Source organism: Acinetobacter sp. OYA S30 (genome assembly GCF_033599315.1).
GTDB lineage: Bacteria > Pseudomonadota > Gammaproteobacteria > Pseudomonadales > Moraxellaceae > Acinetobacter > Acinetobacter baumannii.
The window spans coordinates 202,911-225,060 of sequence record NZ_JAWVAV010000001.1; the positions used below are offsets into that span (position 1 = coordinate 202,911).

The window sequence follows — 22,150 nt, forward strand, 5'->3', positions numbered from 1 at the left end:
TTTCATTTTTTATATTTATAAAGAGTACCTTTTGTGTCGAATGTCACGTCGTTTCGGTCTGAATTAAAACAACTCTTCCATTTAATGTTACCTATTTTAATTACGCAGTTTGCTCAAGCAGGGTTCGGGTTAATTGATACCATTATGGCTGGGCATTTATCTGCCGCAGACTTAGCCGCTATTGCGGTAGGTGTAGGCTTATGGATTCCAGTCATGCTCTTGTTCAGTGGCATAATGATTGCAACCACACCATTAGTGGCTGAAGCAAAAGGCGCTAGAAATACAGAGCAAATTCCAGTGATTGTCCGCCAATCATTATGGGTTGCAGTAATTCTAGGGGTATTGGCAATGCTCATTTTGCAGCTTATGCCATTTTTCTTACATGTGTTTGGCGTACCAGAAAGTTTACAACCTAAAGCCAGTTTATTCTTACATGCAATTGGTTTGGGTATGCCCGCTGTAACCATGTATGCAGCGCTCCGAGGCTATTCCGAAGCATTAGGCCATCCCCGCCCTGTCACGGTCATTAGCTTACTAGCCTTAGTGGTTTTAATCCCGCTTAACATGATTTTTATGTATGGCTTAGGACCAATACCTGCTTTGGGTAGCGCAGGCTGTGGTTTTGCAACATCCATTTTACAGTGGCTGATGCTCATTACGTTAGCAGGCTATATTTATAAGGCTTCGGCTTATCGAAACACATCTATTTTTAGCAGATTCGATAAAATTAACCTGACTTGGGTTAAAAGAATTTTACAGCTTGGTCTGCCAATTGGTTTAGCTGTGTTTTTTGAAGTGAGTATTTTTAGTACAGGGGCATTGGTCCTTAGCCCTCTAGGGGAAGTCTTTATTGCCGCACACCAAGTAGCAATTTCAGTCACTTCGGTACTGTTTATGATTCCACTTTCTCTTGCCATTGCTTTAACCATTCGCGTGGGAACATATTATGGTGAAAAGAACTGGGCTTCCATGTACCAAGTACAAAAAATTGGTCTAAGCACAGCAGTATTTTTTGCTCTATTGACCATGTCTTTTATTGCTCTAGGCCGTGAACAAATTGTCTCGGTTTATACTCAAGATATAAATGTTGTGCCGGTTGCCATGTATTTGCTCTGGTTTGCAATGGCATATCAATTAATGGATGCTCTACAAGTCAGCGCTGCCGGCTGTTTAAGAGGTATGCAAGATACTCAGGCACCGATGTGGATCACCTTAATGGCGTATTGGGTAATTGCTTTTCCAATCGGTCTTTATTTAGCGCGTTATACCGATTGGGGCGTAGCTGGTGTGTGGTTAGGTTTAATTATTGGTTTAAGTATTGCCTGTGTTTTATTGCTCTCACGACTCTATTTGAATACCAAACGTTTAAGTCAAACCTAATAAAAAAGCCGATGAAACATCGGCTTTTTTTATTTTATGCAGTCTTTGCCCGTGGGCTTGCTCCAATTTGCCAGACAAATGGTAAATCCGTACGGTTTACTTCCCAATCTCCAATCACCTTTTCTTTATAAATAAGCGGATTATGTGAAGACACAGTCCGAGCATTACGCCAGAAACGGTCAAGTTGTTTCACTTGGCTACTCGCCGATGCGCCTAAAGCATTAAATAACTGGCTTGTTAAATCGAGTACTAGATTAGAAATCACCACCTGCCCTTGTGCCGACTCAAGCTCGGCATCTACATTGAATTGATGCTCTTTCACTTCGGATTCGGCAAAATGACTTTCATAGGCTTTTTGCAGTGCCTCAGCGGTTTTTAAGGTAATTGCTTCACTTGCATACGCTTGAGCTGAGGCTTTGCCAACCACTTGTAAAACTTGTGGGTCGTGACGAACCAAGTCCCCATTACCATGACTAAAAATACGTTTACGTTCACGAATTTCCTGACTAAACGTCTCAACCGCGGCACGCGCAATACCCGTTAAAGTTGCAAGATGCACCACCTGATAAAAAGCGGTCTGATATTTAAAACGTTGGTCAAATGGAATAAGGTGTGAAGCTGGCAAATGAACCTGATGTACTTTTAAAGTACCACTGCCCGTTGTCTTTTGACCAAAACCATCCCAGTCATCAATCACGCTCACCCCTGTTTCATGGCGGTAAATAGCAGCAATCACATGACGGTCATTTACTTCATCGTAAGCAAATAAATCAATCCAGTCTGCAAAAATACTTCCTGTTGAATAGTACTTTTCACCATTTACCACCAAGTTACCCGAAGCGTCTTTGGTGACTCGTGTAACGACATCACCAATCTGTACGTTTCCAACTTCTGTCCACGCATTCCCGACTAAATCACCTTGTACAAAGCGCTGAAACCAGACTTCCTGAGAATGCTCTTTATGAGCAACCAAGCGATCTTCAACAAATGCAAAATGACCTCGTAAAGCTTGCACAATATTGGAGTCAGCTTCTGCTAACTCTGCCAAAAGCTGGAACAGTTGAGGTAATGAAACCCCATCTCCACCATATTTACGGGGTATTCGTACAGCACCCAACTTGGCTTCTTTTAACCACTGAATCGGTTCAAAAGGCAAGATTCGCTCTTTTTCCCGTTGAATTGCACCTTGTGCAATTTTTTCGAAAATGGGACGAAATCTGTTTGCAACCTTTTCGTAATCAGCACCGACCGATAGTTCTTCTAATTCAATTTGAGCTGTTGTCATCGTTATTCTCCTAATTTTGTTTTTTCTTTCAATTTAGCTCCATGCATGACGAGGTGGCTGAACCCCATTGAGATAATAGTTACCAACAATGTGATATTTCCAACGCACAGGGTCATGCAAAGTGTGGGTACGGGCATTGCGCCAGTGACGGTCAAGGTTGAGTTCAGATAAAGTAGAACGCGTACCCGATAACTCAAAAAGTTTATTGGCTGCCAAAATAGCAATTTCTGTGGTGAGTACTTTTGCCTCGGCAACCAATAGAGTGGCTTGGTTTACATGTTCTTCGGTGGTGTTGGCAATGGCCTGATCAATTGCATCTCCAGCCAAATCCAATACCGCTTCTGCTGCACGCAGTTTGATTTTTAGGTCACCAATATTTGCAATGGTGTAAGGGTCATCACTGGCTTTTTCTAGACCTGAATCAATCCATGCACGGCTATGGTTTTTAACATATTGAATCGTTTCTTCAATTGCACCACGTGCAATACCGGCATCGACCGCAGCCTGAATAAACTGAGAAATAGCACCTGCTGGTGTTGGGCGCTCAAATGCTTGGTAAATTGGAACTAGATATTCTTCACGTACTGGCACCTGATTCAGCTCTACCGTGCCGCTAGCTGTAGTACGTTGTCCAAAACCAGACCAGTCATTAATAATATTGACCCCAGATGTTTCACGTGGCACAAGTGCAGCATAAGGTTGCCCTTGTTCATTTATAGCAACAATTGGAATCCAATGTGCGAGCAAGGCACCCGTTGCAAAGAATTTCTTGCCATTAATTTCATAACCATGCTCGGTCTTTTGAAGTTTAGTCGTGAGGTCCGCGACTGTCTTACTGTGTTTTTCGGAAAATGCATTGCCAAAACGAATTCCTCTTAACACCAAGTTAAAGAAGAACTGTTGCTGTTCAGGTTTCGCATCTAGTCTTAAATGTTCAATAAAAGCCAAGTGGTTTTGAGGCAACTGAGCAAGAGAAGGGTCAACACTCGCAATTGTTTTGATCACTTCCGCTAAAGTTCGATACTTGACTTGCGCCCCACCAAATTGCTTAGGTACTGTAATGGCCCACAAGCCACTTTGTGAGAACTGTTGAATTTCATTTAAGGGTAGACGGCGCTCTCTATCTCGATCTGATGCTTCTTGGGCAAACTCTTGAGCAAGTTGCTTGGCAACCTCTATTGCCTCTTCATCAGAACGAATAATATGTGCGTCTTTTGACTGCTCAAATACAGATAAAGGAACCGCTTGAGAGCGCCCATAGGACGAATTTAGACTGGTCATAACTTTTATTGTCTCTATTTCTTATTTAACATACCCTTCACCTTAGCACTAAAAAAACAGCGACTTTATAGATATTAAAGCTTTGTTTATGAAATGAATTTTCAAAAGCTTTTCATATTTTTTACTATAAAAATAACATTTTGTTTTTCGAAAATTTTCTTACAGGAGATAAACAATTTCTTATAGGCTTTTTAAGTTTTGTCACCTATGATCAAACCTAGGCAATATTATGTTGTAGTCAATGAGGTATCGAAGATATGGCAAAGAATGCAAGTTCACCTGGCAAACGATTTATGAAACTTGCAGGAATGACCGCGAGCATTGCAACAAAAACCGTTTCTAACTCGATTCGAAACCTGACTGCGGATGAAGAACAGAAACTGGCTGCAAAAACAAAATTATTTCAAGATATCGGGCTGCAAATTGCAGACACCTTGGGAGAAATGAAAGGTGCGGTCATGAAGGTCGGGCAAATTGCATCGCAATATAAAGATATCTTCCCGCCCGAAGTCGCCAAAGCGATATCAAAACTACAACGCCAAGCTCCAGCTATGCCTTTTGCAGCGATTCAGCAACAAGTTGAACGTGAGCTTGGCAAGCCGTTGAATGTTGCCTTTAAATCTTTTGAACAAGAACCTTTTGCTGCTGCATCGATTGGGCAAGTTCACAAAGCTGTTCTGCCAAGTGGCGAACAAGTTGTGGTTAAAGTTCAATATCCCGGTGTTGATGAAGCCTGTGAAAGTGACTTAAAACAAGTACGTTTAGCCCTTCGCTTAATGGGTGTACTTAAAATTGATAAAAAGTTGCAAGATCAGCTTTTTGCAGAGATTCAAGATAGTCTATCAGCAGAACTTAACTATGAAATCGAAGCTCAAAATCTTGAAGTCTTTAAAACTTTTCATAGTAAATTAGACGACAAAATTATTATCCCGACTGTTTATAAAGATTACTCTTCAAGACGTATTTTAACCTTAAGCCTTGAACAAGGTGACAGCATTGAAACTGCTAGTTCTTGGCCTATCGAAATTCGAAACACAATTGGCCGTCGTCTAATCCGCGCTTTGGGTCAAGAAATGTTCTTTTTAAAACGTTTCCACTGTGACCCTCACCCAGGTAACTTTGCCTTCCGCCAAGATGGTAGTGTGATTATTTATGACTATGGCAGTGTTAAAACGCTTTCCAATGAAATTGTGTATAGTTTCAAACGACTGGTGAATGCAGCTCGCCATGAAGATATCGACTTAATTGAAACAGAATTACTCGAACTACATTCACTAGCAGAAAAAGGTAAATTCCCGAGCGATCTTTATAAACTCTGGATTGAAGTGTTGTTGCGTCCACTTACCACAACCTATGATTTTGCAGAGAATTCATCCCATCATGATGGCATGTTACTCGTGAAAAAGTCTTTAAAATATTGGGATGTCTTTAAACCTTCACCAGATACATTAATGGTTAATAGAACCATTTCAGGACACTACTGGAACCTCATTCACTTAAAAGTACATGACAACCTGAATGATTTATTTGAAGAGCTGGTTCCACCTTCTAACTAACTTAATTTACTTATCAATGTAGCCTTTTAGGGTTACATTGACTTATTAATTGTTATGTTATAACATTTCTTTAATCAAAAATAATTTAGGACAATCTCTCATGCGTAAAGATATTCATCCTGCTTATCAACAAGTGTTATTTCATGACACCAATGCAGACGTGTACTTCTTAATTGGTAGTACCATTCAGACGAAACAAACCAAAGAATATCAAGGACAAGTCTATCCTTATGTGACTCTTGATATTTCAAGTGCATCACACCCGTTCTACACAGGTGAAGTACGTCAAGCAAGTAATGAAGGGCGTGTTGCAAGCTTTAATAAACGCTTCGCCCGCTTCAATCGTAAAAGTTAATCTTACGTTAAGTTTTAACCAATACACTTAAATCATTGGAAGCCTAAGACTCATCTCCTCCACTTAGGCTTGTATTTTGACCTTAACAATTCGTTGTTAGGGTTTTTTTTATGTCTTATCCAAAAGTGATGACCTATCGTCTTGCCATATCAGCAACTCGCTGTGCATCTTCTTTGATTACATCACTTGATAAAAGCCCTTTATACAAAAATACAGGTAGTCCATCTTCTACATCAGAATTGTGTAATGGTTTAAAGCCATCACGATATTCAAATATAGCTATTGGGAATTTATCACTATCAACGATAAAGAACCGTTTTTGCTTTACTACAATTTCTTTATCTAAAAATTCCTGCTTTAAGAGTCTTAAAAAAATACTCTCATTTGTGGATAGCAAATTAAGTTCTCTTATGCGATCTGCATCAGTTGCATACATCACTTTTAATGCTTGTCGTTGGTTGTATGAATATGTCCTTTGTATAGGTTTAACTTCTTTCTCTTGGTTTTTTGGCTTTGTTTTACGGCCAAACCAAAATCCTATCCCCAATCCAATAAATAAGAAAATAAATGCTGTCATTTCGAGTTCTATATAGGTGGTTTAAATGAATCAAATTGTATTTGAAGACAAACAAAGTTTTACACAAGCTGCCTTTAATGAAGTAACTCGAATCGTATCACAACATGGCGCTTCTGTACTTGAATGCTTAGCTCCCGCTTTTAATACACAACAATGTTTAGAGCATTTAGCTTTTGTCGCTTCTGAATATGCATACGACTATTCATACATTGATGCCCATTTAGAAACATTCAAAAAAGCAAATAGTGAATTCCAAGATGTTTTCGGGGAAGAATAAAAAATGATCAATACATGTAAAAACACGGCAGAAAGCACCCCCTTTTATAAGATGGGGGTAACGAATTCTCGCATGACATCTGAAGAGTTCACTTTCCCAAGAAATTTGGATAATCAGAAGTTAATTAAAACTGAAGATGGTGTATTACCAGTTTTACATTCTGTTCCTTGTGATATTCATGGCATAGCTGCTGTTGATTGGGTGACTTTTAGTTTTGGTCAAGAAACCTTTGGCGAAAAATACGCATTCCTTGAACCAGAGGAAGTTGATGAGTCGCTTACAGAAGCGATTGAAACATGGCTAGATCAGATTCTTTTTGAAATATTCGGGTTTGGGCTTGCCGTTAAACGTGACAAAGGTATGCATTTCCATACTTGCTCATACGAATTACAAGATAATTTAGGCATGGTGTTATATGGTCATGCAAATAAGAAAATTTCAGTACAAATTAACGGTACTGGTTGTGCATTGGCACGTAAAGGTTGGGAATCACAACTCTATAAGTTCTTAATACGTGGATGTAAACGTCCTAAGTTGAACAGAATTGACCTTGCTCATGATGATTTTGAAGGCAATCACTTAACGGTTGATTTGGCTGACTCTTGGGACAATATCGACGGCTTTTGGTGCGGTGGTCGTGAACCAAATGTAGAACATAAAGGAGCTTGGAAGCGTCCTAATGGTAAAGGTCGTACTCTTAATATTGGCAACCGTGACAGCGGTAAATTTTGCCGTATCTATGAACGTGGAAAAAAAGAAGGTGATGTATTAAGCCCTTGGACACGTGCAGAAGTTGAATTTAAAGGTTCTGATCGCTTTATTCCTTTTGATGTCTTACTTAATCCAAGTTCATATTTCATTGGGGCTTACCCTTGTTTTGAATGGCTTGCTAAAGAACTTACTCAAGAAATGATTTCACCAGAAAAACCTGAAATCGTTAAAAAGCAATCAGTAATTAATTTCGATAAATCAATCGAGATCATGAAACATCAGTTCGGCAAATATATCCGTCAATTCTCAAAAATTATTGCAAGTGATGAACTGGTGGCAATGCTTTCATCTTCTAAAGATGAAGTACCAAAAAGACTTAAGTTTTCTCATGCTGCTGTGATGCAGTCATTACGTATCAATCAACCTATTCAATCTCTAAATGAAGACTACTCATTATTCGTGGGTGTTCCTTTAGTTAATCAAACTCAATATAAGGATTTTATCAATGCAATTTAAAACTGAACTGATCATCTTGGGGGCTAAGTCATCTAAAGGTGACTTTAATGGTAAACCATACGATTCAACTACTGTTTTTTATCAAGCAGATTTGCAATCAGGCGAAAATTTTGTAGGTCAGGTTGGTGAATCAATTAAATGGGGTACATCGTTCAATTTTGAGCGTATTAAGCATTTGTCTTACCCATTTACTTGTACTGCCACAATGGAACAAGTGTCTAACGGGAAATCATCGGTTTTGATCTTGGTTGATCTTGATTTAAGCAAGTTACAGCAATCTACATCTTCAAAAATTGCTTAGGCTATTTTTACTAAATGTAATGTTTTATAGATACCACTGGCTTTTGGGGGCGTGGGTAAGCGCAAGCCAGTGGCTCTAATTGGGGATTTTTGAAATGGCATATGTTTGTTCAGAGTTACAACTAATTGACAACGTTCAGACATGTGTTTCATGGGTTGAGCAGGTAACACTACTTGAACAACTCGCAATAACTAAGGCGCAAATGGTGATGTTGGGGACACCTATTGTGGGGATTTACGGCTTAATCATTGCGTTTTCTATTTTTAATAACTTTGCCAAGAGGGCTTAGACATGAAACAAAATCAATTTGCAGTACAAGAAAAACGTGGCGTTTTAACTTTACGTAACGTTTCAACTTATGGTTTGGGGGCAACACTTGGTGGTGCACTAGCGCTTTCACCTGCTGCTAATGCTGCGTCTTCACTTGATTTCACTGGTGCTTCTGGTGAGCTAGACGGTGTTAAAACTGCTGTAGTCGGTATTATCGGTGTTTTAGTGACATTAATCGGCATTGGTATTGCTTGGTCTTATTTTAAGCGTACTGCTAAATAAAATAATTTCCCAAAGTGCCCCAGTTTTTGGGGCATTTTTCTTGGAGGCTGTATGGATGAACAAGCATCTATAATTTACTGGATTCCACTGGTGGTCACATGGGTAGCATTACATCTTATTGCGTCAAAGTTATAAAAGATAACTTTAAATTAATAACATGGCTGCAAATCTTCATTATAGCCATTACACCTAACTTTATTTTTTATCAGACTGCTAACGCAACAACTGTCTCTGCTGAGGGTTGGTCTGTTACTAAGCGTTTAGTGCAAGGTGCAACGACATTCTATGATGGGGCAAAAAACGTAGTTTTAAATGGTAAGAACTATGCAGCTACGGGAACTGCTGCAATTACTCCAACTGCTAGTCAAGTCAGTAAGATGATTGTGAGAACTGGTGCTGTTTTGGCCGTTGATTTAGCTATTAAAGCTTTGATTGGTTCTGTTGATTACGTAATGGACCCTGCGAACAACCGTGTTAAGTACTTTGTGACTGGTGATCCTGCGAACCCTCAAGACCCATCTGTTCAATATTATTATCAAACAGGTGCATTTGGAGTTACTAAATACTTTTCTTCAAATTCCGCTGCTGCTAATGATCAATGTACGAGAAATGCGCAGGGTAATGGCTGGATACTTGTTTCAGTAACTCCGTATTCTTGGGCGACTGATGAAACGGGTATGAGAGATGCAAAATGTGTTATTAAGCGCTCAGCGACTGATGCTAATGAGACTTTCAACTGGAGTTATATACGTGTTTTAAATCCTGCATATAATCCTGCTGCACCTAATCCAAATACGCAAGAAAAATATTTACCTTATGATGCTGTAGCTTCTCAAATTATTAGTGATGCAACTTCAGAAAATGCAGACTCTAAAGCATACGTTTCATCTGTTGCTGATACTGCACTTGAAGATGAACAAAGACAAATTGTTCCTGCATCTGATGTCACACAGCAACTTAACAACTCACAAGCGATTCCTACCAATGGTACTGGAACAGGTACTGCAACTCCTACTACTGGAACGGGTACAGGTGATCCGACTGCACAACCACAGCCTTATGATATAACAATCAATTTCCCGATTTTTTGTAACTGGGCGCCAACTATCTGTCAGGCTGCTCAAGCAGGCATTAATTATGTAGCTTCATACACTAAAGACGTTGATGCATTAAAAAAAGAATATGGAGATAACCCAAAGTTTGATGATAAACCGCTTGAATTTGATAAAGACCCTGCAACTCCAGATACTACAATATCATTTGGTGGTGGTTGTCCGGCACCTTTGAACGCCCCTTATTCTTTTATGGGAATTTCTGGTTCTATTGAGATTCCGTTTACTCCATTTTGCAAAATTGCAGAAGTTTCTAAACCTGTAATTATTGCAGTTTCGGCCTATTTTGCTGCTCTTATTATTGGCGGAATTAGAAGTGGGGATGCTTGATTATGTGGTCTAAACTCGTCTTTATTCTTTCATCATTACAGTCAGGTGCACTTAAACGAATTTTAGGTGGTGCGGGTATTTATCTAGCTTCTAGTGCAATTTTTATCACAGCTTTTGGTGCTGCTGTAAATACATTAAGAAGTTCAGTTTCTGGTATATCTGCGGATGTTTTAGCTTTGGCGCATTTAGCTGGCTTTGATGTAGCAATGACTATTGTTTTAAGTGCTGTTGTAACGCGCTTATCTCTCAATTCTTCAAAACTTGTATTAAGAAAATCATCATAAGCAGCGGAGCAACCGCAAGCGGCACCACGGCTCGCGTGTGCGCTGCGGTGTGTAGCTGCATTAAGGGGAAATTATTATGTTGCATCTTATAACTGGTACTCCAGGCGCGGGTAAAACCTTATACGCTGTATTCCTTATTGATAATTATGAAAAAGCTAATAAACGCGCACTTGACTTCAATGCTATAGCTTTAAAACAAAATAAAGAACTTATCGAAAAGAACAACTTGCAAGATTATTTTGCTTCATACACTCATTTTTGTAAGATAACTAAAGCGTATGAAACATTTTGTTTTGAACCTGATTATTTTGATTATTTTGAAAAAAAAGAACGTAAAGAAACTATTTTTTTAGATATTCAGTTTTATAACGGTATCCTTGCGAATATCAAAAATGATCTTAATCTTGAGTTAAAACAGCTTAAATCTGTACGTCATATTTACTCAAATATTGATGGTTTAAAAGTTGATTTTGTTCGACCAATGCAGGTTGACTGGCGTAAGTGTCCCGATGGCTCTATTGTCTTCTATGATGAAATTCAGCTTATTGATGTTTATTCAAATGATAACAAGCGAGATGACGAAGGCATTGTTAAATCTCTGACAATTCATAGACATCGTGCATTTGATATTTACGGTATAACGCAATTTCCTCGTCTTGTTCATCCGGGCTTTCGTGATGTTGTCGGTCTTCATTATCACTTACATCGTGGATGGGGTGCACCTTCTGCAACGGTATATGTCTGGGCAAACTGTCGGGAAAAACCCAACTCTTTGGGTAATAAATTCACTGCTGAACGTGATTTTCGTTTTAATTATCCAAAGCGTTTATATGAGATTTATGAGTCTGCAACTGCGAACACTGTTAAGTTGCGTATCCCTCTTAAACTCTTTGCAATTTTGATTATTCCTGTTGTTGGGGTTTTTATGTTTGGCAATATGATCTTTGGTCATGGTCCAAATTTTTTAACAAGTATTTTTGGTGGATCCGAACAACCAAAAACTATTAAACAGGCAAATCAAACACAGCCTACGGCTTCTGCAACTAAAGAGACTACTTCTCAGGATCAGGCTGCATTTGTTCCAGAACAGGATTGTCGAAAAGCAGTTAATGTTGAAAAACCTGTATGTGTTAAATATTTTAATGATTTAACGAATAGTAATGCTTCTGTTACCACGCGCGGTTATCAGGTTTCATATAATCCTGATAAACCTTTTGATAACAGTGAAATACAAGAAAATCTTCACTATGAAGTTACTGCAAAACCAGTCTTCTCCGGATGTGCCAAAATGAATGGTAAATATCAGGCTTATACACAGCAAGGGACTAAGTTAGATGTATCTAAATCTGATTGTGAGCGTTTAATAAAAAATAATGACAGACCTTTCAATTATTTTGCCAACTCTCGAACTGAGTCTGTTAGTACAGGTATATTAAATAATGTTTCAACTGAGCAGACACAGCCGAATAAACAACAGCAAGCTAATAATTACGTACAAGATGGTTTACAACGAAATCCCATTAATGGGGCAAATCAAATTTCTTCTCTCTGATTACAAAAACCGGCTCTTCGATGTGACGTTGTATTAGCAAAGAAGTGTCTTCAGGGGAATTGAGACACATCGCGTAAACAGAGGTCATTTCCATGAATTTGGAGTGTCTCAAGGCGTAGTCTAGACACTTCGACAAACTGGCATAATCTTTAATTTCTGATATATTGTGTTCGTTGTGACTAGCTATCATGACAGCAAATTGCATAGTTTCCACTTAGGCTAACTATAAAAGCTTGCAAAGAAGAATAAACATGCAATTTGCCCTTTGCACAATTAAAATCTCGACGGTATCCAAGCACTTAGATGCTGAATAAACAAGCTAAGATTGTGCAATTGTGCTTTTAATTTGGGGAAATGATGAATTACTTAGGTATTGATGTTTCTAAGGAAAAAATAGATTGTTGTTTATTTATAAATGGTATTTCAGGTAAAGGGAAATCTAAAATATTTTCTAATTCTGAATCAGGGTTTATTAAACTAACTGATTGGTTAACCCATTTAAATATTAATTCAAATGATTTATTAGTAACACTAGAAGCTACTGGAATATATCATGAGAACCTTTGTTATTTTCTACATGATTTAAAAATCAATATTGCTATATCAAATCCAATGCGTACCCGTCGTTTTGCTCAGGGTATGTCCATATTAAATAAAACTGATAAGGTTGATAGCGAGGTTCTTGCAAAATACGGGGCTTTAGCCCCAATTAAATATTGGAAGCCTGATTCTAAGAATTTTAGAGAGTTGCGTGATCTAATGATCAGACGTGATGCTTTATCTACTGATCTTGTTCGTGAAAGTAATAGGCTTGAAAAGTCTACTTTTACCAAAACTTCACTACATGTTATATCGATGATTAAGGAGAGTATCGATAACTTACAAACTCGTATTAATCATATAGATGTCATAATAAATGAATTAATTAAAAATGATTCTGAATTAACCGATGAGATGAGTTTATTAATTTCAATACCTGCGATTGGCCAACGCACTGCTTTGCAAATGCTTACTTTATTTCACGGTAAGGATTTTGATAATGCGGGAGCTGCTGCTGCATATGTCGGATTAGTTCCAATACAAAAACAATCAGGTACTTCTGTTCGAGGTGCGACACGCATTTCTAAATCTGGCTCTTCTCGTATTCGAGCTGCGTTATACATGGCTGCTATTGTTGCAATAAGATTTAACCCTCACTCTAAAGTACTTTATGACAGGCTTCTTAAAAATGGTAAATCCAAGATGTCTGCACTTTGTGCGGTCATGAGAAAGCTTGTGTATTTATGCTATGGCGTTTTAAAGAATAAGACACCTTATCAACCCGATTATGCTTAAAAAGTTACTTAAAACGTAAAATACTGCTTTACATGCAATACGGTATCTTCTTTTTTTATGTGGATTTTTTCTATATTTTTTTCAGTTGTGTATAAACTAAAACTTATCCACATCTTATCTAAAAAATATTCTCAATTTTCCAAATATCCCATCATTTTTTTATAGCTCCCACGCTTTCAAAGCGTGTATTCGATGCTATGCTTAAGCCCCATTTGTTAGGAAGTTTAAGATTATGGCACAAGAGTTACTTGCCCAATTACAAGCAGGCACAGCAAAATTTTCAGATGTTTTAGCTTATATTGAAGCACGCTACCAACATACTCCAACAGCTTTTCAAAATGGCGCACAGCATAACGCTGCAACTGAAAATCAAGGCAGTGCAAAAGTTTTCTCTTTTGCCAAGTTACAAGGTTTAGACCAAGCACAAACTTTAAGTTTATTTGCAGAGCACTACGCATCTGTATTGGCTACCCCAGAGGGAACTGACCACCAAAATATTCGTCAGTTTATGCAAAATGGTTGGGATGGTGTGAAGTTTGAAGGTCAGGCTTTAACTGAAAAGTAATAGATTTAAATAATAGAAACGACTTAATTTTTATTATGAGCACTGCCTTAAATGGAAGTGATATCCAAATGATGGATTGTATAGGCTAAGCTTACTTTTCAAGGATGAAAAGTAACAAAAATCCTTTGTTGCGCTGATGCTACATCCATGTAGCACAGCGAAACGACGGCATCCATGCCGTCTGTCACGATAGTAAATGCCTTATTTTTCTTAATTATTTTATTAGCCTCTTACATTTGATAGGCGATAACGTCATTCGCTGCCTGCGTGGTGTCAATAAAAGATTGTTTTTGCAAAGCATAAGATAAATGGATTCAGTGAACAGGTTCTGCGAATGACAGATGCCTTTGGTTACTTTGGGCAAAACCAAAGTAACTTAATTAGCTGCTTCCATTAGATAACTCAACGATAAGACTCCGTCGTGAAAATCCTACCCAACACTCAACTTCGATGAACTCTCACAACCTGAAATCATGGTCAATTCTTAAGTATAAAAACTCAATGCCCCGCTACCCAATAATAAGTCGCCAACCCCAAACACGTAAAAATTAAAGAGCCAATTAAATGAATAGAAATGGCCAACATTGCCATTCCCCACTTACCACTTTGCAATAAGGTGACGATCTCAATTGAGAAAGTTGAGAATGTAGTTAGAGCTCCACAAAAACCGGTAATCACAAAAAGCTTATAGTTCGGACTCAAATCACTATGAGCAAAATAAGCCATTGCAAAACCAATAATAAAGCCACCGACCAAATTAACAGTAACAGTACCCAACGGAATTTGCGGATAAATCGGGTTCAGTTTTAAACTTAAAAGCCAACGCAACCACGCCCCGAGCACTGAACCTAAAGCAATTGAAAGTAAAGGATAATACATAGAACCACCCCTTTAGTGAGATGCTAAAAGAGCAAACAAAAATGATGGGAAACGTGACATGGCGCACTCCAAAAATAAGCAGAGTACGTAATAACCTACGTACCCAGCGTTATAAATACATGAGGGTAACGTAGACATCATTAGCCAATACGGCGGTTTTTCAAGGGAGGAATGCCATCTCCCTGTTTTAAGTATATTAAATCATCTACAATTTGATTAAAACATACTTTTTAAATCATGGACGTTCATCATATTGCGGTAAATCGTCATGAATGCATTCCCACTCTGCCTTTGAAGCAGCAAAAATATGCATTGTCGGCTTTTGGTCTAATGGTGTATCTAGAGTCCCAATTCTTAAACGATACAATTCAGGCTGAGCATCACGCGAGCTAATAAGCGGTGAACCACATTCGCTACAAAACCAACGGTACACACCATTCACAGCAAATTTTTTGACAAGGTCTTCACCTTGCGTAATTTTAAAATCTGCACTGTTGATAGGAGCATTCGTTGCAAATGCTGTTCCATTGGATTTTCGGCAGCGTTGACAATGGCATTGGATAATATCTCCGATATCGCCTTTAATTTCATAGCGAATACCCTGACATAAACAACTTCCCTGATAAACTGGCGATGCTTGAGACATACGATTCCGACTCCTATTATTATTGATCGCTCAAAAATAACACTTTTCACTTATCAAACATAGCACCGAATTCGTTGTTATTTCTCTAAGAATGAATGCACACCTTCACCAGCTGCTCGTCCCGTAGCAAAGCATGCTGTCAGCAAATATCCCCCTGTAGGAGCATCCCAATCCAGCATTTCGCCACAGCAAAAAACACCTGAAGTTTGTTTCAGCTCTAAACGTTCTGTTAATGCATCTTGCTTAACACCACCAGCACAGCTAATCGCTTCTTCAATAGGCCTAAAGCCATCTAACTTAATTTGAAGTGCTTTCATTTTTTGCGCCATCGTCTCTGGTTGACTCCATAGTGCTTTATCAACCACTTCTCTAATTAAGTTAATTTTAGCTGTGTCTAAGCCTGCTTTACGCCAGATATTGGTGAGCGATTGCTTTTTGCTAGCCTGTAACTTTTTAACTAACTGTGTAAGCTCTACATCAGGCAATAAATCTAAAAATAGATTTAAACTTTTTCCTTGTTTTTGTTGTTCTCTTAAGGCACGTCCGAGTTTATAAATGACCCCACTTTCTAAACCGTAGTGAGTAATCACAATATCACCATGAGTAACTTGGCTGGGTTCAACCCACGCATTGATACGCTTTAAAGGCTCACCAAAACAGCTTTCCATAAAAGCTGACCAAGTGTGCAATACCCCTGCATTACTTGCTTGAAAAGGTTCAATACTAGATTGATCCATCCATTGCTGCCAAGCACCATCACTGCCCAATTGTGACCACGACACAGCACCACAGGCCAATATTACCGCATCGTATTGCTGGGTAAAGGTTTCAGTGCTTTGATTATTTTGGTTTTCTAAAGTCACCGTTGTACCTTGTAAATTAATACAACGATGACGATAAAAGAATTTAACTTGTTGTTCTGCCAAGCGCTTGAGCCAAGCACGGAGTAAAGGTGCCGCTTTCATTTCGACAGGAAAAATACGACCTGAGGTGCCAACGTAGGATTCTATGCCCAGACTTTTCATCCACTTTTGAATCCAGACTGCATCCCATTTTTCAACCCACGGTTTGAGCCATTCTGTATGGTCGTAACGTTCAATGAACTGGGGTAATGGTTCAGCATGCGAGATATTTAGCCCTGTTTTACCAGCCATCAGAAACTTACGCGCAGCCGAAGGTTTTTGCTCAAACACATCAATTTCATAAGCATACTGGCTCAGCACCTCCGCGGCCATTAAACCAGCCGGCCCCGCACCAATAATGGCAATCCGCTTATTCGACATGTATTTGCCCTTGTAGCGGTGCAAACTCATCAAAACGAGTGTTATAACCTTCAGGCTTGGTCATAATAAGCTGCTGACAAAGCTCGCCACGCTCTAAATATTTAATTTCAAAATGAGTACGTGCAGAAGTTTGCGCAATTTTTTCTTTTTGGTAAGGCAGCTTCCACACATTTAATAACTGTTGTTCAGCTTCTTCAATATATTCAGGAATATTACTTGCCAATGTAATCGTTCCACCTGTTTTCAGGCGTGATAACAGGAACTCAAAAAATGGCATGTTCAACCAGCGTTGTGCCGGATTATGAGGTTCTGGGTTCGGATAGAGGATAAAGAAATGTTCTACTTGAGCAGGATATAGAGCATGTACAACCCAAGGTAAAGCATCTGCATGCACAGGGATTAAATTATCTCTTGGCTCCAAACCATGCTGCTTTTGCATGGCCAAGAATTTTTCTCTAGTTCGTTCAATTGCATATAACGTGTGCTGAGGATTTTGCCCACTAAATAGCAAAGCATGTTTACCTTTGCCTGCTCCAATTTCTACACAAATCGGAGTATTATCAATTGGGGTAAAATCGCGAGGCGCTTGCATACGTTGTGCTTGAAATTGACGAATCTGCATAATCACATCAAACTAAATAAAAATCGGCACAAGTCTAACAAGTCACCTGACTTTTGCCTAATCTATTTCTCTTCACTTTGAGGTTACTGCTTTATGCCACGTACATTTCCCTGCCCACGCTGTGGTGAACCAAGTGTTTGGGAAGGTAATGAATTTCGCCCGTTTTGTTCTGAACGTTGCAAACTTATTGATTTAGGCGCTTGGGCAAACGATGAATATAGACTGCCTACCCAAGATGCTCCTCAGCAAGACAAGGGTAGTCAGCATGAAGATGATTATGAGGATTAACCCGCTTTACCTGCGACAAACGGGTTAAATTGTTTTTCATAGCCAATGGTACTCATTGGTCCATGCCCTGAAATAAACTGGGTTTCATCTGGTAAGCTAAAACACTCACGCTGAATTGATTCAATCAGCTGATCATGATTACCACGTGGAAAATCTGTTCTTCCAATTGAGCCTTTAAACAGGACATCGCCAGTCCAGAGTAAACCATGATTCTTGTTATAGAACATGACATGACCTGGTGTATGTCCTGGTGCAAAACGTACCTCAAACTCATCTTCACCCAGTTTTAGCACTTCACCGCCTTCAAGCCATTGATCGACTTTTACAGGCTGTGGAATTGGAAAGCCATAACGTGCCGAAACTTCCTGAATCATATCTAGCCAGAACTGATCTTCTTTATGCGGACCAACAACAGGAACACTCCACTCTTTTGCGAGTTCACCTACAGCCCCAGCGTGATCTAAATGCCCATGAGTAAGCCATAACGCCTTTACTTTTAAACCTAAGGCTTCTACTTCTTTCTTCAAAACAGCAGCATCACCGCCTGCATCAATCAAAACTGCTTCTTTTGTTTCACTGTCCCAAACTAAAGAACAATTTTGAGCAAAAGCAGTAACTGGAACAATTTTGACTTGCAGCATAAGAACCTCTGGCTAAAACGCAATTAACGGTGGGCTAAGGTATGGGTAAGGGCATCAAGATTAGCCTGAACTAAACCTGCAAGCAAATCAATATGCGCTTGATCACTGTTTAAAGCAGGGATGTAAGCATAGCTACCACCACCAGCTTGCTGAAATAACTCAGCATTTTGAATAGCGAGCTCTTCAAGCGTTTCCAAGCAGTCAGCAGAAAAAGCTGGGCTTAAGACCTGAACAGACTTAACGCCCTGCTTCGCCCAATCTTGCAAAAGTTGGTCTGTATAAGGTTTAACCCATTCTTGTTTGCCAAAACGTGATTGGAAACTAATTGCCCATTCATCATCTTTTAAATGCAAAGCTTCAGCGACTAACTTTGCGGTAATACGACAACGGTCTGCATAAGGGTCGCCTTTATCTGCATAAGGCTGTGGAATACCATGAAATGACATCAACAGCTTTTCAGGTTTTCCATGTTGCTCTTGGTAAGCTAGAACACTTTCTGCCAATGCCTGAATGAACATTGGATGTTGATAATAATCTTTAATAATGGTCAGACCCGGCAAATTTCGCTGAGTAGGAATCCACTTAGCAAATGCGTCGTATAACGGTGCTGTAGAAGTGGCTGAATATTGAGGAAATAAAGGCAATAAAATGACATGCTCTTGCGGATTAGTCGCCAGTTTTTCTAAAACTGCATCAATACCCGGATTACCATAAGTCATAGCGGGCAACACAGTTAAATCAAACTGTTTATTTTCACGCTCTAAATAAGCCTGCACACGTTGAGTTTGCTCAAATACAATTTCACGCATTGGTGAATCGGTAGACCATACCGAAGCATAGGCATGCGCTACTCTTTTTGGGCGAAAAGGTAAAACAAACAGATTTAAAATAATCCACCAAATGAATTTTGGAATTTCAATTACACGTGGATCAGATAAAAACTGCTTTAAAAAACGGCGCACTGCTGGGACAGTTGCCTCATCCGGTGTGCCTAAATTCGCTAAAATGACAGTAACTTTCGGTTTTTGTTCAAACGACATGTGTAAATGCCTTTCAGTTCATCTTATGACACTAATGTAACAGCTTTCATGGTCATATCTAAATTGAATCGCTCTAAGCTTTTAATCGAGTACTCCGATGATTCCATTTATAACTGAGCAAGAGCTTTTGGGCTTTGGTCGTTACTTTCCATAAACTATGTTGTTGATCAATCTTGGTTGGAACAATCCAGCCTTGTGATTGCATTTGCTTTTTAATACGAAACAGGGCTTTATGATTAATTTGTGCACCTGCCACTGCATGTGCTCTAGGCAACTCTTGGCGAGCGTCTTCTAACCCGTCCTGATTTAAATACTCATTGAGGCAAGTCCCAAAGTTCTCTTCTGGCATGGCTGTCTCAAAATGTTTAGCCAAAATACTTAACAGTTGAGACCAAGTCATTTGTCTCTGGCGCTTAAGCTCTTTAAAGTTGCCATCTTGAAAAGCCTGAATTTGATATTCAAAAGCAAAAACATCTTGCGGTGCCACTTCATTTGCTTGAATTGATGACTCTGATAACTGTTGTTCTAATTGTAAAATTTTACTTTTTAATCGGTTAATTTCATCTTCCAAATGATGCGCTTGGCGTGCAGGCACCCAACCTTGTCCCATATATTGTTCAACCATTAAAGGCATATTTAAACGGACAGCAAGTTCTAAATCACGTGGGCTTTTAAAATAAAAAATATGATTCGCTTCATGTAATAACTTTTTTCGGAATGCCAGAAATTTCTCTTTAAGCTGCGGATGAGTCTCTTGTAAATGCATATCACGACTTTCAGGTTGTTCATGCATAAAGACGACAATGGGCTTCGCCCGACTTAACGCATATTCATACTCTAAAGAAAAATAACTCGCCCCTGAAATTGATTGCTCCCCATACTGACTACCCAGCAGCAAAACAACATAATCCGATTCATCAATTTGCCGACGGGCAAGCGTCGTTGTTAGAGGATTTCTATATTCTAACCCCCAAGCAAAAAATCCCATATTGACTAAAGTTTGGGAAAGAACCATACGCTCAGGTTGCATCTCGCGACCTGAGGTTGAAATAAAAATCTGATAGCGTGTATCGAGCATAGCAATACCCTTATCGCCCCATAATCTTGATATGGCCTGAATCAGCCAAGATTATGAACCGCCCCAAATAAGAAAAATAAATATAAAAAAACGCTTTCTTCTGAATGCCTACAACAGAGCTCAACTCAGATTGTGCAGCGTCCATGTCAATTCTTGTGGAATCATATTTTGTAAAACAGGTTGTAATACATCTGCATTATTACCACTTACATAACATTCAATACGTGCAACATTCTGACGTATTTGGTCACATAATAACTCATTTTTTATTAAAATACGGGCTGTTTGTCGGGCAACTGCCAAACCCGAATCAACCAGTGTGAATTGGTTATCAAAAAGATGATGAATAGCTTCATTTAAAAACGGATAGTGCGTACAACCAAGTACCAAATAGTCCGCGCCTTGCTCAACTGCAGGTTGTAAAACTTCTCTTAATGCATTTAAACAAACAGGGCTCATTTGCTGCCCTGCTTCTACACAAGGGACAAGCTCTAAACTCGTTAGAGTCATCACTTTAACACCCGCCGGAACAGCAAACTTTTCGACAACATCTTTAATGAGTTGGCCACGAAAAGTAGCTGGTGTCGCCAATACTGCAACCACTTTAGAACGAGTTTGTAATACTGCGGGTTTTAGTGCCGGTACCAAGCCAACAATTGGGAAGTGTTCGCCATAATGTTTTCGTAAATGATCAAGGCTAAATGCGGAAGCCGTATTACAAGCTACGACCGCAATTTTACAGCCCTGACGATATAACCAGTCGACGGCACGAGCCGTTAGCTCTCTGATTTCTTCATCAGAGCGAGGACCATACGGAACATAGGCTGTATCTGCATAATACACAATACGTTCGTTTGGCAAATATTTGGCAATTTCTGCTGCAACCGACATACCTCCAATACCTGAATCAAAAATACCAATTGGGGCATCTGCTAATGCTTTAGGCATAGGTTCTAATTCAGTAAATAAAGGCTGTATGGCTGTCATGGCAGTACTAAAGAGTGTCGGAAAATTTCACTCTATAAAGCTTAAACCTCAAGTGCCTAATTGCAAGTGCAAATTACCACTTTTTAACTGCAAAATGGTTTCGCCTTTATCATTTTCGACCAGTGTTCCATAGTTCACGAGATGATAGAAAGCCTGACGTTGAATAAGCGCATTAATACCAAATCGAACATGGACATAAGGGCGCAACTCCCCTGCATATTCCCGCATAAAAATCGGGTGTTCTGCATCAACTAAAATCACATCCTGATTGGTCGTCGTCAGTTGTAGAAACTCATCACCTGAAATTTCAATCTGATCTACCTGATTGACTAATAAAGGTTCATCTTCAACTTCGATTTCAATTTGTTCTACAGGGGTTTTCAGGTAGAATTTACCCTCTTCTTTCCATAGGACTTTGGTAAACAAATCCAATAGGGCTTGGCGCTTGATTAATTGACCTTCGTGCCACCATTCTCCATTGGCTTTCACCGTTAAATCCATTTTACCGCAATGCTTTGGATGCCATTGCTCTAAAGGTGGGATTGACCTTTTGTGACTTTGCTGTACACCTTTTAAGTATTGTGCAATGTTCATTAAGTTTTTATCATCAGATAACGGTATTTTTCCCATATCCGATGGGGAATTATTTTGATTTACCATAGTTTATGCCTTGCTGACGAAAAAATATGACGACTCAGCCAATTGGCTAGATCATGG

General features: G+C 39.2%; 26 protein-coding genes and 1 riboswitch. Of the genes, 14 read left to right on the forward strand and 12 right to left on the reverse strand.

Features of this window, described 5'->3' with window-relative positions; genetic code table 11:
- Positions 1–33: 33 nt before the first annotated feature.
- Positions 34–1,380, forward strand: coding sequence for a multidrug efflux MATE transporter AbeM (gene abeM / locus R5R67_RS00955; protein ID WP_000073360.1), 1,347 nt, complete (start codon positions 34–36; stop codon positions 1,378–1,380).
- Between the two features lie 34 nt (positions 1,381–1,414).
- Here the strand turns inward: abeM and R5R67_RS00960 are convergent, their stop codons facing one another.
- Both R5R67_RS00960 and R5R67_RS00965 read right to left on the reverse strand, forming a co-directional pair.
- Positions 1,415–2,665, reverse strand: a complete 1,251-nt coding sequence (locus R5R67_RS00960; RefSeq protein WP_000205418.1) for an acyl-CoA dehydrogenase family protein — start codon at positions 2,663–2,665, stop codon at positions 1,415–1,417.
- Positions 2,666–2,698: 33 nt separating this feature from the next.
- Positions 2,699–3,946 (reverse strand): SfnB family sulfur acquisition oxidoreductase, encoded by a 1,248-nt coding sequence (locus R5R67_RS00965; RefSeq protein ID WP_000202666.1) that lies wholly within the window; start codon positions 3,944–3,946, stop codon positions 2,699–2,701.
- Between the two features lie 257 nt (positions 3,947–4,203).
- Here R5R67_RS00965 and R5R67_RS00970 point away from each other — a divergent pair, with 257 nt between their 5' ends.
- Complete coding sequence (locus tag R5R67_RS00970) at positions 4,204–5,502, forward strand: ABC1 kinase family protein (protein ID WP_001096918.1); 1,299 nt, start codon at positions 4,204–4,206, stop codon at positions 5,500–5,502.
- Between the two features lie 100 nt (positions 5,503–5,602).
- Positions 5,603–5,857, forward strand: a complete 255-nt coding sequence (locus tag R5R67_RS00975) for a type B 50S ribosomal protein L31 (protein ID WP_001224256.1) — start codon at positions 5,603–5,605, stop codon at positions 5,855–5,857.
- 133 nt (positions 5,858–5,990) lie between these two features.
- Here the strand turns inward: R5R67_RS00975 and R5R67_RS00980 are convergent, their stop codons facing one another.
- Positions 5,991–6,434, reverse strand: a complete 444-nt coding sequence (locus R5R67_RS00980; protein ID WP_000123564.1) for a hypothetical protein — start codon at positions 6,432–6,434, stop codon at positions 5,991–5,993.
- Positions 6,435–6,459: 25 nt separating this feature from the next.
- Here R5R67_RS00980 and R5R67_RS00985 point away from each other — a divergent pair, with 25 nt between their 5' ends.
- The 10 genes from R5R67_RS00985 (at position 6,460) to R5R67_RS01030 (ending at position 13,969) form a co-directional block, all read left to right on the forward strand.
- Complete coding sequence (locus R5R67_RS00985; RefSeq protein ID WP_001071970.1) at positions 6,460–6,711, forward strand: hypothetical protein; 252 nt, start codon at positions 6,460–6,462, stop codon at positions 6,709–6,711.
- A 72-nt stretch (positions 6,712–6,783) separates the two neighbouring features.
- Positions 6,784–7,938: a replication initiation factor domain-containing protein gene (locus R5R67_RS00990; protein WP_000200014.1), complete on the forward strand. Its 1,155-nt coding sequence runs from the start codon at positions 6,784–6,786 to the stop codon at positions 7,936–7,938.
- The gene (locus R5R67_RS00995; RefSeq protein ID WP_001159851.1) at positions 7,928–8,239 is read left to right on the forward strand and encodes a hypothetical protein; all 312 of its coding nucleotides are present in this window, start codon (positions 7,928–7,930) and stop codon (positions 8,237–8,239) included. Before R5R67_RS00990 ends, R5R67_RS00995 begins: the two co-directional genes overlap by 11 nt.
- A 94-nt stretch (positions 8,240–8,333) precedes the next feature.
- Positions 8,334–8,528 (forward strand): hypothetical protein, encoded by a 195-nt coding sequence (locus R5R67_RS01000; protein WP_000332078.1) that lies wholly within the window; start codon positions 8,334–8,336, stop codon positions 8,526–8,528.
- Positions 8,529–8,530: 2 nt separating this feature from the next.
- Positions 8,531–8,791: a hypothetical protein gene (locus R5R67_RS01005; RefSeq protein WP_000812656.1), complete on the forward strand. Its 261-nt coding sequence runs from the start codon at positions 8,531–8,533 to the stop codon at positions 8,789–8,791.
- 98 nt (positions 8,792–8,889) lie between these two features.
- On the forward strand, positions 8,890–10,233 hold the full coding sequence (locus tag R5R67_RS01010) for a virulence factor TspB C-terminal domain-related protein (protein WP_000534881.1): 1,344 nt from the start codon (positions 8,890–8,892) through the stop codon (positions 10,231–10,233).
- Between the two features lie 2 nt (positions 10,234–10,235).
- The gene (locus R5R67_RS01015) at positions 10,236–10,517 is read left to right on the forward strand and encodes a DUF2523 family protein (protein ID WP_000269720.1); all 282 of its coding nucleotides are present in this window, start codon (positions 10,236–10,238) and stop codon (positions 10,515–10,517) included.
- A 76-nt stretch (positions 10,518–10,593) separates the two neighbouring features.
- On the forward strand, positions 10,594–12,069 hold the full coding sequence (locus tag R5R67_RS01020; RefSeq protein ID WP_000902833.1) for a zonular occludens toxin domain-containing protein: 1,476 nt from the start codon (positions 10,594–10,596) through the stop codon (positions 12,067–12,069).
- A gap of 357 nt (positions 12,070–12,426) precedes the next feature.
- Positions 12,427–13,404, forward strand: coding sequence for an IS110 family transposase (locus tag R5R67_RS01025; protein ID WP_001108400.1), 978 nt, complete (start codon positions 12,427–12,429; stop codon positions 13,402–13,404).
- 232 nt (positions 13,405–13,636) lie between these two features.
- Positions 13,637–13,969 (forward strand): HopJ type III effector protein, encoded by a 333-nt coding sequence (locus tag R5R67_RS01030; RefSeq protein ID WP_000046495.1) that lies wholly within the window; start codon positions 13,637–13,639, stop codon positions 13,967–13,969.
- Between the two features lie 498 nt (positions 13,970–14,467).
- Here the strand turns inward: R5R67_RS01030 and crcB are convergent, their stop codons facing one another.
- From crcB to R5R67_RS01050, 4 genes are all read right to left on the reverse strand, one after another.
- Positions 14,468–14,848: a fluoride efflux transporter CrcB gene (gene crcB / locus R5R67_RS01035; RefSeq protein WP_000291740.1), complete on the reverse strand. Its 381-nt coding sequence runs from the start codon at positions 14,846–14,848 to the stop codon at positions 14,468–14,470.
- A 124-nt stretch (positions 14,849–14,972) separates the two neighbouring features.
- A riboswitch (Fluoride riboswitch) is annotated at positions 14,973–15,039 on the reverse strand.
- 44 nt (positions 15,040–15,083) lie between these two features.
- Entirely contained in the window at positions 15,084–15,494 is a 411-nt protein-coding gene (locus R5R67_RS01040) for a GFA family protein (protein ID WP_000075984.1), read from the reverse strand.
- A gap of 77 nt (positions 15,495–15,571) precedes the next feature.
- Positions 15,572–16,777, reverse strand: coding sequence for a TIGR03862 family flavoprotein (locus R5R67_RS01045; RefSeq protein ID WP_000066781.1), 1,206 nt, complete (start codon positions 16,775–16,777; stop codon positions 15,572–15,574).
- Positions 16,767–17,405, reverse strand: a complete 639-nt coding sequence (locus R5R67_RS01050; protein ID WP_161782654.1) for an SAM-dependent methyltransferase — start codon at positions 17,403–17,405, stop codon at positions 16,767–16,769. Before R5R67_RS01050 ends, R5R67_RS01045 begins: the two co-directional genes overlap by 11 nt.
- A gap of 87 nt (positions 17,406–17,492) precedes the next feature.
- Here R5R67_RS01050 and R5R67_RS01055 point away from each other — a divergent pair, with 87 nt between their 5' ends.
- Positions 17,493–17,687, forward strand: coding sequence for a DNA gyrase inhibitor YacG (locus R5R67_RS01055; protein ID WP_001138289.1), 195 nt, complete (start codon positions 17,493–17,495; stop codon positions 17,685–17,687).
- Here the strand turns inward: R5R67_RS01055 and R5R67_RS01060 are convergent.
- The 5 genes from R5R67_RS01060 to R5R67_RS01080 all read right to left on the reverse strand — a co-directional run bounded on the left by R5R67_RS01060 (position 17,684) and on the right by R5R67_RS01080 (position 22,093).
- Positions 17,684–18,328: an MBL fold metallo-hydrolase gene (locus R5R67_RS01060; RefSeq protein ID WP_000942273.1), complete on the reverse strand. Its 645-nt coding sequence runs from the start codon at positions 18,326–18,328 to the stop codon at positions 17,684–17,686. The genes R5R67_RS01055 and R5R67_RS01060 overlap by 4 nt on opposite strands.
- A gap of 23 nt (positions 18,329–18,351) precedes the next feature.
- Positions 18,352–19,368 carry a ferrochelatase gene (gene hemH / locus R5R67_RS01065; RefSeq protein WP_000007331.1) on the reverse strand — a complete coding sequence of 339 codons (1,017 nt, stop codon included), beginning with the start codon at positions 19,366–19,368 and terminating at the stop codon, positions 18,352–18,354.
- A 73-nt stretch (positions 19,369–19,441) separates the two neighbouring features.
- Positions 19,442–20,446: a DUF4062 domain-containing protein gene (locus tag R5R67_RS01070; RefSeq protein WP_000887662.1), complete on the reverse strand. Its 1,005-nt coding sequence runs from the start codon at positions 20,444–20,446 to the stop codon at positions 19,442–19,444.
- Positions 20,447–20,566: 120 nt separating this feature from the next.
- Positions 20,567–21,433, reverse strand: coding sequence for a glutamate racemase (murI, locus tag R5R67_RS01075; protein ID WP_000125350.1), 867 nt, complete (start codon positions 21,431–21,433; stop codon positions 20,567–20,569).
- Positions 21,434–21,481: 48 nt separating this feature from the next.
- Complete coding sequence (locus tag R5R67_RS01080) at positions 21,482–22,093, reverse strand: DUF1285 domain-containing protein (protein ID WP_000248028.1); 612 nt, start codon at positions 22,091–22,093, stop codon at positions 21,482–21,484.
- Between the last annotated feature and the right edge of the window lie 57 nt (positions 22,094–22,150).

What these genes read in the sequence shown, in the direction of transcription:
- R5R67_RS00960 (WP_000205418.1), bottom strand. Translation starts at nt 2,665, where the DNA reads ATGACAACAGCTCAAATTGAATTAGAAGAACTATCGGTCGGTGCTGAT.
- R5R67_RS00965 (WP_000202666.1), bottom strand. Translation starts at nt 3,946, where the DNA reads ATGACCAGTCTAAATTCGTCCTATGGGCGCTCTCAAGCGGTTCCTTTA.
- R5R67_RS00970 (WP_001096918.1), top strand. Translation starts at nt 4,204, where the DNA reads ATGGCAAAGAATGCAAGTTCACCTGGCAAACGATTTATGAAACTTGCA.
- R5R67_RS00975 (WP_001224256.1), top strand. Translation starts at nt 5,603, where the DNA reads ATGCGTAAAGATATTCATCCTGCTTATCAACAAGTGTTATTTCATGAC.
- R5R67_RS00980 (WP_000123564.1), bottom strand. Translation starts at nt 6,434, where the DNA reads ATGACAGCATTTATTTTCTTATTTATTGGATTGGGGATAGGATTTTGG.
- R5R67_RS00985 (WP_001071970.1), top strand. Translation starts at nt 6,460, where the DNA reads ATGAATCAAATTGTATTTGAAGACAAACAAAGTTTTACACAAGCTGCC.
- R5R67_RS00990 (WP_000200014.1), top strand. Translation starts at nt 6,784, where the DNA reads ATGACATCTGAAGAGTTCACTTTCCCAAGAAATTTGGATAATCAGAAG.
- R5R67_RS00995 (WP_001159851.1), top strand. Translation starts at nt 7,928, where the DNA reads ATGCAATTTAAAACTGAACTGATCATCTTGGGGGCTAAGTCATCTAAA.
- R5R67_RS01000 (WP_000332078.1), top strand. Translation starts at nt 8,334, where the DNA reads ATGGCATATGTTTGTTCAGAGTTACAACTAATTGACAACGTTCAGACA.
- R5R67_RS01005 (WP_000812656.1), top strand. Translation starts at nt 8,531, where the DNA reads ATGAAACAAAATCAATTTGCAGTACAAGAAAAACGTGGCGTTTTAACT.
- R5R67_RS01010 (WP_000534881.1), top strand. Translation starts at nt 8,890, where the DNA reads ATGGGTAGCATTACATCTTATTGCGTCAAAGTTATAAAAGATAACTTT.
- R5R67_RS01015 (WP_000269720.1), top strand. Translation starts at nt 10,236, where the DNA reads ATGTGGTCTAAACTCGTCTTTATTCTTTCATCATTACAGTCAGGTGCA.
- R5R67_RS01020 (WP_000902833.1), top strand. Translation starts at nt 10,594, where the DNA reads ATGTTGCATCTTATAACTGGTACTCCAGGCGCGGGTAAAACCTTATAC.
- R5R67_RS01025 (WP_001108400.1), top strand. Translation starts at nt 12,427, where the DNA reads ATGAATTACTTAGGTATTGATGTTTCTAAGGAAAAAATAGATTGTTGT.
- R5R67_RS01030 (WP_000046495.1), top strand. Translation starts at nt 13,637, where the DNA reads ATGGCACAAGAGTTACTTGCCCAATTACAAGCAGGCACAGCAAAATTT.
- crcB (WP_000291740.1), bottom strand. Translation starts at nt 14,848, where the DNA reads ATGTATTATCCTTTACTTTCAATTGCTTTAGGTTCAGTGCTCGGGGCG.
- R5R67_RS01040 (WP_000075984.1), bottom strand. Translation starts at nt 15,494, where the DNA reads ATGTCTCAAGCATCGCCAGTTTATCAGGGAAGTTGTTTATGTCAGGGT.
- R5R67_RS01045 (WP_000066781.1), bottom strand. Translation starts at nt 16,777, where the DNA reads ATGTCGAATAAGCGGATTGCCATTATTGGTGCGGGGCCGGCTGGTTTA.
- R5R67_RS01055 (WP_001138289.1), top strand. Translation starts at nt 17,493, where the DNA reads ATGCCACGTACATTTCCCTGCCCACGCTGTGGTGAACCAAGTGTTTGG.
- R5R67_RS01060 (WP_000942273.1), bottom strand. Translation starts at nt 18,328, where the DNA reads ATGCTGCAAGTCAAAATTGTTCCAGTTACTGCTTTTGCTCAAAATTGT.
- hemH (WP_000007331.1), bottom strand. Translation starts at nt 19,368, where the DNA reads ATGTCGTTTGAACAAAAACCGAAAGTTACTGTCATTTTAGCGAATTTA.
- R5R67_RS01070 (WP_000887662.1), bottom strand. Translation starts at nt 20,446, where the DNA reads ATGCTCGATACACGCTATCAGATTTTTATTTCAACCTCAGGTCGCGAG.
- murI (WP_000125350.1), bottom strand. Translation starts at nt 21,433, where the DNA reads ATGACAGCCATACAGCCTTTATTTACTGAATTAGAACCTATGCCTAAA.
- R5R67_RS01080 (WP_000248028.1), bottom strand. Translation starts at nt 22,093, where the DNA reads ATGGTAAATCAAAATAATTCCCCATCGGATATGGGAAAAATACCGTTA.